The following is a 7,972-nucleotide window of genomic DNA, read 5'->3' as shown; positions in this document are numbered from 1 at the left end:
TCCGACACAACCAGACAGTCTCATGCCCCACGGAGAACATCGAGCCCGGACCGAAGCCTCCTGCACGCTTGACGAAGAACATAGAGGCACCCCCCGGGGCGCACAGTACTGAGAGGTGTGGTCGGTGCCCGCGGGGGTGGGCGCCGACCACGCGGGGTCGTTACTGGATGAACCGGGGGAGCCACCTGGCCCGGTATCCGGGGTGGCCGGCGTGTTCCGCGGCCAGCTGCCGTACGGCGAATCCCAGCCCCACGGCCCGGCCGGACCGGAAGTCGGACTCGGGCCGGTCGGTGTCCAGGTCGGCGACCTCCGCGTACTCGTCGAGGAGCACCCTGCTCGTCTCGATGCGGCGCAGCGTGCGCGCGGGGTCCTGGAAGGCGATGTGCTGGTCGAAACCGAGATTCCGCACGCTGAACGCGATGCCCCCGGACCGGTCGTGGACTTCGCCGGGGACATCGGCCGGACACCGCCAGCTGTCGCCGCCCGCCGCCTGCGCGATGCGTTCCTCCTCGGCGAGGCGTGCCCGAACGAAGTCGATCATGTCGGAGTTGTCTGTCATCGGGGTTCCGAGTCCTTCATCATCATGGCCTGGTTTCCGGGGACCGCGCCCACCGCGGAACGGACGCCCCGCTCGAACTCCCAGGGGCCCCAACATACTGTGCCCATGCTTCCGATCACCTCGGGCTGAGCCGACACCGGGCGCCTGCCCGTCCAACGCCATTACCCGATCGGCGAGTTGGCCAGGAACGGTGGACCCTGGTCCGAGCACGGCGGTCTGTGGCACGATCCCTTTCGAGAGGGATCGGCGCACGGTTGTTCGGCACGCTACGCCGACCAGGAGCCGGCCGTGGACGCAGTCCAGGTCACGTCCGCAGAGGGCGCTGTCTCATGGACCGGGCTGAGGAGCACCCAGTGTCGTGGACCGTACCGGAGCAGATCAAGCTCACCATGGTGCATCAGATGGAGATCAGACAGGAGCCCGGCCTCACGCGCAGCAACACGCGGGAGACCACGTGCGTGGTACGACGCCCCGACCACGGCGAGCTGCGGGCCGCCCTGAAGTGCGGGCGGTGCGGCCGGGAGGGCGTGTTCGTCATCCAGGACCTGGAGACGACCAAGCGCCTCCGCCGTGGCCCGGTGGCCCGCTCCCTGGTCGCGGCCGTCGTCCTGCTGGGCGTGGTCGCGGCGCTGTGGATCATCGGCTTCGCCGACGGCAACATCCTGTTCCAGGTCCTGGCGATACCCGCCTCGCTGCTGTTCCTGCCGATAGGGATCTATCTGGCGTTCAGCCCCAGCGCGAACATCGGTGTCCGGCCGCCCGAGTCGGTCCACTTCAGCACGGACACCGTGCGGGAGGGGCTCAGCTACGTCACGCGGAACAGCCGCCGGGGCGAGGGGCTCGCCTGCAGCGGGTACGCGAAACCCGCCAACTGAGACAGGGCCCCGCCAACTGAGACAGGGCCCCGTGCACTGGGGCGGAGCCCCGTGCGACGGGACCTCGCGGGGCGGCTGCCCGAGCTCCCACCGCATGCGGAAGGCCCCGGATGCTGGGGAGCACCCGGGGCCTTCCGCATGAGTCTTGCGTGCCGCTACGGCAGCTGGGCCGTCCGTGCCTCACGCCGGTTGTCGCGGAAGGTGTTCACCCGCCGGGCGGTCGCGAAGAGCGGGATGACCGCTCCGAGGACCACCTGGAGCGCACAGCCGGTCTGGAGGAGCAGCTGGCCGCCGGGGGCGTCGAACGCCCACGCGGCGAGGAGCCCCATCGCGGCCACGATCCAGCTGAGCATCGCCACCGCGAGGACGCCCCGCGGCTTCGGGTACTCGACCCGGCTGACCATCAGCCACGCCACCCCGACGATCGCGAGCAGTGTCGGCACGAAGGGCAGCTCCAGGAGCACGATCGAGACGACCGTGAGCGCTCCGAAGGGGCTCGGCATGCCCTGGAACATGCCGTCCTTCATGGTCACGCACGAGAATCTCGCAAGCCTGAGCACCACCGCCAGCAGCACCACGATCGCCGCCAGCGCCGACACCCGCTGGTGCGCATCGTCCGCGACCATGCCGTACACCAGGACGAAGTACGCCGGGGCGAGCCCGAAGCTGATCAGGTCCGAGAGGTTGTCCAGCTCGGCACCCATCGGCGAGGAGCGCAGCTTGCGCGCCACGAGCCCGTCGAAGAGGTCGAAGACCGCCGCCAGGAGCATCAGGATCACGGCGGTGGCCGCGGAGTGCCGGGCCATGCCGCTCTCGTCGCTGCCCGTGAGGTGCGGGATGAGGATTCCGGTGGTGGTGAAGTACACCGCCATGAAGCCGCACGTGGCGTTACCGAGAGTGAGGGTGTCCGCTATCGACAGCCGCAGAGAGAGCGGCATGTCCTCGCCGGCGTCCTCCTCGGACTCCGACTCGGGCACCCAGCCGGCCTGTGTATCAGGATCAATCACGGTCAATTCGAGTCACCCCCGCGGTGGTGGCCTGGCCGACCTCGACCGCGACATCGACACCTTCCGGAAGGTAGATGTCGACCCGCGAGCCGAAGCGGATCAGACCGATGCGCTCGCCCTGTTCCACCTTCGTGCCCTGCGGGATGTACGGGACGATGCGCCGGGCGACCGCACCCGCGATCTGCACCATCTCGATGTCGCCGAGCTCGGTGTCGAAGTGCCAGACAACGCGCTCGTTGTTCTCGCTCTCCTTGTTGAACGCCGGAACGAACCCGCCGGGGATGTGCTCGACCGACGTCACCGTGCCGGCCAGGGGCGCACGGTTGACGTGGACATTCAGCGGACTCATGAAGATCGCGACGCGGGTGCGCCCGTCCTTCCACGGCATGATGCTCTGCACCACGCCGTCGGCCGGCGAAATGACCCGGCCCTGGGTGATCTCGCGCTCGGGGTCGCGGAAGAACCACAGCATGCCCGCCGCGAGCGCGGTGGTGGGCACGGCGACCGCGGCCCAGCGTCCGGACTTGCGGGCCCGGGTGAGGCTGAGCGCCGCGGTGGCGACGGTCGGGAGGAGCCACGGCGAAGCTCCGCGCGCAAGGCGGACCCCGCCGCGTGGTGCAGAGGTTTGGCTGTCGGGCATGGATGACCTTCGTAGCGGATGATGCCGCGCTGGCAACGGGGGACGGCGGCTTTTCCGGCGATGTTATCGGTTGCGAGCAACAACTGGGCAAGCCAGCAGCCGAGTCGGACGGCTGGAAGGCACCGGCCGAGGATGACAGGGTGTGATCTTCTTCGCGGCTAAATTACCCCGAAAGGGACAATCACCCCTGGATCCGATACTCCTCGAGGATTCGGCGCCCGATGATCATTTTCTGGATCTCGGCGGTACCTTCACCGATGAGCAGCATCGGGGCCTCCCGGTAGAGGCGCTCGATCTCGTACTCCTTGGAGAAGCCGTAACCGCCGTGGATGCGGAAGGCGTCCTCGACGACTTCCTTGCAGTACTCGGAGGCGAGGTACTTCGCCATCCCTGCCTCCAGGTCGTTTCGTTCCCCGGAGTCCTTTTTGCGCGCTGCATTTACCATCATCGCATGGGCGGCTTCGACCTTGGTGGCCATTTCGGCCAGCTTGAACTGGATCGCCTGGTGCTGGGCGATCGGCTTTCCGAAGGTCTGGCGCTGCTGGGCGTAGGAAACGCCCAACTCGAATGCGCGCTGTGCGACGCCACAGCCACGCGCGGCCACATTCACCCGGCCGACCTCGACTCCGTCCATCATTTGGTAAAACCCTCGACCGGTGGTGCCGCCCAGCACCCGATTGGCCGGAATTCGTAGCCCATCCATGATGAGTTCGGTCGTGTCGACGCCCTTGTAGCCCATTTTGTCGATCTTGCCGGGAATGGTGAGACCGGGCCGGACCTCGCCGAAACCGGGCTCCTTCTCCACCAGGAATGTAGTCATCGACTTGTGCGGGGCGGTCCCCTCGGGGTGGCCTTCGTCACTCCGGCACAGAACGGCGACGAGCGAGGACGTGCCACCGTTCGTCACCCACATCTTCTGGCCGTTGAGGACGTACTCCTCGCCTTCCCTGACGCCCTTGGAGGTGATTGCCGAGACGTCCGAGCCCAGCGCCGGCTCGGACATCGAGAACGCGCCCCGGACCTCGCCCAGCGCCATGCGCGGCAGGAACGTGTCCTTCTGCTCCTGGGTGCCGTGCTGCTTCAGCATGTACGCCACGATGAAGTGCGTGTTGATGATTCCCGACACGCTCATCCAGCCGCGGGCGATCTCCTCCACGCACAGCGCGTATGTGAGAAGCGACTCACCCAGGCCCCCGTACTCCTCGGGGATCATCAGCCCGAACAGGCCGAGCTCCTTGAGCCCCTCGACGATCTCGGTGGGGTACTCGTCACGGTGCTCCAACCGGGTCGCGACCGGAATGATCTCCTTGTCGACGAAATCCCGGACCGTGGAGAGGATTTCCTGCTGGACGTCGTTGAGGCCGGCGGTCTGGGCGAGTCGCGTCATGGCTACTTCTCCACGTTCTTCTGCGAAGGCTGGTTCAGCTCCGGGCGGCCGGGCTGCTCGCCGCCGCGTTCCTTGATGTACGTCTCGGTGGGGACCATCACCTTGCGGCGGAACACGCAGACGAGTGTCCCGTCCTGCTTGTAGCCCTTGGTCTCCACGTGGACGATTCCGCGGTCGCTCTTGGATTTTGACGGAGTCTTGTCGAGAACGGTCGTCTCGCCGTAGATCGTGTCGCCGTGGAAGGTCGGTGCGACATGCTTCAGCGACTCGACCTCCAGATTGGCGATCGCCTTTCCGGAGACGTCCGGGACGGACATGCCGAGCAACAGCGAGTAGATGTAGTTGCCGACTACAACATTCTTTCCGAAATCGGTCGTCCGTTCCGCGTAGTTGCTGTCCATGTGCAACGGGTGATGATTCATGGTCAGCAGACAGAAGAGGTGGTCGTCGTACTCGGTGACCGTCTTCCCGGGCCAATGCTTGTAGACCGCACCGACCTCGAACTCCTCGTATGTGCGTCCGAACTGCATGATCAGGCCTCCGGTGCTTCGAACTTGGAGGTGCGCTGCATACCGGCCGCGCGGCCCTTGCCCGCGATGACCAGGGCCATCTTGCGGCTCGCCTCGTCGATCATCTCGTCGCCGAGCATCGCCGAGCCCTTCTTGCCGCCCTCCTCGGAGGTGCACCACTCGTACGCGTCGAGGATCAGCTCGGCGTGGTCGTAGTCCTCCTGCGAGGGCGAGAACACCTCGTTGGCCGCGTCGACCTGGCCCGGGTGGAGCACCCACTTGCCGTCGAAGCCCAGCGCCGCCGCACGGCCCGCGACCTCGCGGTACGCGTCCACGTCACGGATCTGCAGGAAGGGACCGTCGATCGCCTGGAGGTCGTGCGTACGCGCCGCCATCAGAATGCGCATCAGGATGTAGTGGTACGCGTCCGCGCCGTACCCGGGCGGCTGCTGACCGACGACCAGGGTCTTCATGTTGATCGACGCCATGAAGTCGGCCGGGCCGAAGATCAGCGTCTCCAGGCGGGGCGAGGCGGCGGCGATGTCGTCGATGTTCACCAGGCCCTTGGCGTTCTCGATCTGTGCCTCGATGCCGATCTTCCCGACCTCGAAGCCCATCGTCTTCTCGATCTGGGTCAGCAGCAGGTCGAGGGCGACGACCTGCTGGGCGTCCTGGACCTTGGGCAGCATGATGCAGTCGAGGTTCTGACCGGCGCCCTCGACGACCGTGACGACATCGCGGTACGTCCAGTGCGTGGTCCAGTCGTTGACCCGCACGACCCGGGTCTTGCCCGTCCAGTCACCGTTGTTCAGCGCGTCGACGATGGTGTGCCGGGCGCCCTCCTTGGCGAGCGGCGCGCAGGCGTCCTCCAGGTCGAGGAAGACCTGGTCGGCGGGGAGGCCCTGGGCCTTCTCCAGGAACCGCGGGTTCGAGCCGGGCACTGCCAGGCACGAACGGCGCGGACGCAGGCGGTTGACGGCAGTCATGCGGGGACCTCCAGAGGGTCGAGCTTGTTCGCTTTCCGGATCTCGTCGACGATACGGCCGATGATCTCCGTGATACCGAAATCCTTCGGGGTGAATACGGCGGCGACACCGGCCCCGATCAGGGCCGACGCGTCGGCGGGCGGAATGATCCCGCCCGCGATGACCGGGATGTCGGCGGCGCCCGCCTCGCGCAGCCGGGTGAGCACGTCCGGTACGAGCTCGGCGTGCGAGCCGGACAGGATCGACAGGCCGACGCAGTGCACGTCCTCGGCGAGCGCGGCCGAGACGATCTGTTCGGGGGTCAGCCTGATCCCCTGGTAGACGACCTCGAAACCGGCGTCACGGGCCCGTACGGCGATCTGCTCGGCGCCGTTGGAATGTCCGTCCAGGCCCGGCTTGCCGACCAGCAGCCGCAGCCGTCCGGCGCCCAGGTCGGCCGCGGTGCGGGCGACCTTCTCGCGGACCAGGGCGAGCGGGGTGCCCGCCTCGGCGGTCACCGCGACCGGCGCGGACGAGACGCCCGTCGGGGCCCGGAACTCGCCGAAGACATCGCGCAGCGCCCAGGACCACTCGCCGGTGGTGACACCCGCGCGGGCGCACTCCACGGTCGCTTCCATCATGTTGTCGGTGCCCGCCGCGGCCTTCTTCAGCGCCGCCAGCGCCTCGGTGGCGCGGGCCTCGTCGCGGTTGTCGCGCCAGTCGTGCAGGGCGGCGACGACCCTGGCCTCATTGGCGGGGTCGACCGTCATGATCGCCCCGTCGAGGTCCGCGGTGAGCGGGTTCGGCTCCGTCGTCTCGTAGATGTTGACGCCGACGATCCGTTCCTCGCCGCCCTCGATCCGGGCCCGGCGGGCGGCGTGCGAGGAGACCAGCTCGGACTTCAGATAGCCGGACTCCACGGCCGCCATGGCGCCGCCCATCCGCTCGATCCGGTCGATCTCGGCGAGCGACTCGGCGACCAGCTCGTCCACCTTGGCCTCGATGACGTGCGACCCGGCGAAGATGTCCTCGTACTCCAGCAGATCGCTCTCGTGCGCGAGCACCTGCTGGATACGGAGCGACCACTGCTGGTCCCAGGGCCGGGGGAGCCCCAGCGCCTCGTTCCACGCCGGCAGCTGGACGGCGCGGGCGCGGGCGTCCTTGGAGAGGGTGACGGCCAGCATCTCCAGGACGATGCGCTGGACGTTGTTCTCCGGCTGCGCCTCGGTCAGCCCGAGCGAGTTGACCTGGACGCCGTAGCGGAAGCGGCGCTGCTTGGCATCGGTGATGCCGTACCGCTCGCGGGTGACCTGGTCCCAGATGCGGCCGAAGGCGCGCATCTTGCACATCTCCTCGATGAACCGGACGCCCGCGTTCACGAAGAAGGAGATCCGCGCGACCACATCGCCGAACCGCTCCTCGGGCACCTGACCGGAATCGCGCACGGCGTCCAGGACCGCGATGGCCGTCGACATGGCGTACGCGATCTCCTGGACCGGAGTGGCCCCCGCCTCCTGCAGGTGGTAGCTGCAGATGTTGATCGGGTTCCACTTCGGGATGCGGTTGACCGTGTACGTGATCATGTCGGTGGTCAGCCGCAGCGAGGGGCCGGGCGGGAAGACGTGCGTCCCGCGCGAGAGGTACTCCTTGACGATGTCGTTCTGCGTGGTGCCCTGGAGCTTCGTGGGATCGGCGCCCTGTTCCTCGGCGACCACCTGGTAGAGCGCCAGCAGCCACATCGCGGTGGCGTTGATCGTCATCGAGGTGTTCATCTGCTCCAGGGGGATGTCCTGGAACAGCCGGCGCATGTCACCGAGGTGCGAGACGGGCACGCCGACCCGGCCGACCTCGCCGCGGGCGAGGATGTGGTCGGGGTCGTAACCCGTCTGCGTCGGCAGGTCGAAGGCGACCGACAGGCCGGTCTGGCCCTTGGCGAGGTTGCGCCGGTAGAGCTCGTTGGACGCCTCGGCGGTCGAGTGACCGGCATACGTCCGCATGAGCCACGGGCGGTCCTTCTGACGCCCGCTCAT

Annotated in this window: 9 protein-coding genes; 2 read left to right on the top strand and 7 right to left on the bottom strand. The window is 67.7% G+C overall.

Annotated features, from left to right (window positions below):
- Positions 1 to 160: 160 nt before the first annotated feature.
- Positions 161 to 559 carry a DUF6221 family protein gene (locus ACFVX4_RS15110; protein ID WP_389976451.1) on the bottom strand — a complete coding sequence of 133 codons (399 nt, stop codon included), beginning with the start codon at positions 557 to 559 and terminating at the stop codon, positions 161 to 163.
- 353 nt (positions 560 to 912) lie between these two features.
- On the opposite strand from ACFVX4_RS15110, the gene ACFVX4_RS15105 reads away from it, so the two are divergent.
- Complete coding sequence (locus tag ACFVX4_RS15105) at positions 913 to 1,434, top strand: hypothetical protein (RefSeq protein ID WP_389976449.1); 522 nt, start codon at positions 913 to 915, stop codon at positions 1,432 to 1,434.
- A 155-nt stretch (positions 1,435 to 1,589) separates the two neighbouring features.
- On the opposite strand, the gene pssA is transcribed toward ACFVX4_RS15105, so the two are convergent.
- Together pssA and ACFVX4_RS15095 are read right to left on the bottom strand one after the other, a co-directional pair.
- Positions 1,590 to 2,447: a CDP-diacylglycerol--serine O-phosphatidyltransferase gene (gene pssA, locus ACFVX4_RS15100; protein ID WP_202553726.1), complete on the bottom strand. Its 858-nt coding sequence runs from the start codon at positions 2,445 to 2,447 to the stop codon at positions 1,590 to 1,592.
- A complete protein-coding gene (locus tag ACFVX4_RS15095; protein WP_266429156.1) occupies positions 2,434 to 3,081 on the bottom strand; it encodes a phosphatidylserine decarboxylase in 648 nt (215 codons plus the stop codon). The genes pssA and ACFVX4_RS15095 overlap by 14 nt, the downstream gene beginning before the upstream one ends.
- A gap of 2 nt (positions 3,082 to 3,083) precedes the next feature.
- On the opposite strand from ACFVX4_RS15095, the gene ACFVX4_RS15090 reads away from it, so the two are divergent.
- Positions 3,084 to 3,227 carry a hypothetical protein gene (locus ACFVX4_RS15090; protein WP_266429158.1) on the top strand — a complete coding sequence of 48 codons (144 nt, stop codon included), beginning with the start codon at positions 3,084 to 3,086 and terminating at the stop codon, positions 3,225 to 3,227.
- A gap of 35 nt (positions 3,228 to 3,262) precedes the next feature.
- On the opposite strand, the gene ACFVX4_RS15085 is transcribed toward ACFVX4_RS15090, so the two are convergent.
- From ACFVX4_RS15085 to ACFVX4_RS15070, 4 genes are read right to left on the bottom strand one after another with little or no spacing between them, the layout of a single operon-like run.
- A complete protein-coding gene (locus tag ACFVX4_RS15085) occupies positions 3,263 to 4,468 on the bottom strand; it encodes an acyl-CoA dehydrogenase family protein (RefSeq protein ID WP_389976445.1) in 1,206 nt (401 codons plus the stop codon).
- A gap of 2 nt (positions 4,469 to 4,470) precedes the next feature.
- The gene (locus ACFVX4_RS15080; RefSeq protein ID WP_266429162.1) at positions 4,471 to 4,998 is read right to left on the bottom strand and encodes a MaoC family dehydratase; all 528 of its coding nucleotides are present in this window, start codon (positions 4,996 to 4,998) and stop codon (positions 4,471 to 4,473) included.
- A gap of 2 nt (positions 4,999 to 5,000) precedes the next feature.
- Complete coding sequence (locus tag ACFVX4_RS15075; RefSeq protein ID WP_385338505.1) at positions 5,001 to 5,963, bottom strand: HpcH/HpaI aldolase/citrate lyase family protein; 963 nt, start codon at positions 5,961 to 5,963, stop codon at positions 5,001 to 5,003.
- Positions 5,960 to 7,972, bottom strand: coding sequence for a protein meaA (locus ACFVX4_RS15070; protein ID WP_389976442.1), 2,013 nt, complete (start codon positions 7,970 to 7,972; stop codon positions 5,960 to 5,962). Before ACFVX4_RS15070 ends, ACFVX4_RS15075 begins: the two co-directional genes overlap by 4 nt.

Origin of the sequence: Streptomyces sp. NPDC058240 (genome assembly GCF_042882135.1) — a bacterium.
GTDB lineage: Bacteria > Actinomycetota > Actinomycetes > Streptomycetales > Streptomycetaceae > Streptomyces.
Note: the sequence above shows the minus strand (reverse complement) of the source record. Positions and strands in the feature narration are given on the sequence as shown.

What these genes read in the sequence shown, in the direction of transcription:
- ACFVX4_RS15110 (WP_389976451.1), bottom strand. Translation starts at nt 559, where the DNA reads ATGACAGACAACTCCGACATGATCGACTTCGTTCGGGCACGCCTCGCC.
- ACFVX4_RS15095 (WP_266429156.1), bottom strand. Translation starts at nt 3,081, where the DNA reads ATGCCCGACAGCCAAACCTCTGCACCACGCGGCGGGGTCCGCCTTGCG.
- ACFVX4_RS15090 (WP_266429158.1), top strand. Translation starts at nt 3,084, where the DNA reads ATGACCTTCGTAGCGGATGATGCCGCGCTGGCAACGGGGGACGGCGGC.
- ACFVX4_RS15085 (WP_389976445.1), bottom strand. Translation starts at nt 4,468, where the DNA reads ATGACGCGACTCGCCCAGACCGCCGGCCTCAACGACGTCCAGCAGGAA.
- ACFVX4_RS15080 (WP_266429162.1), bottom strand. Translation starts at nt 4,998, where the DNA reads ATGCAGTTCGGACGCACATACGAGGAGTTCGAGGTCGGTGCGGTCTAC.
- ACFVX4_RS15075 (WP_385338505.1), bottom strand. Translation starts at nt 5,963, where the DNA reads ATGACTGCCGTCAACCGCCTGCGTCCGCGCCGTTCGTGCCTGGCAGTG.
- ACFVX4_RS15070 (WP_389976442.1), bottom strand. Translation starts at nt 7,972, where the DNA reads ATGAGCGGGCGTCAGAAGGACCGCCCGTGGCTCATGCGGACGTATGCC.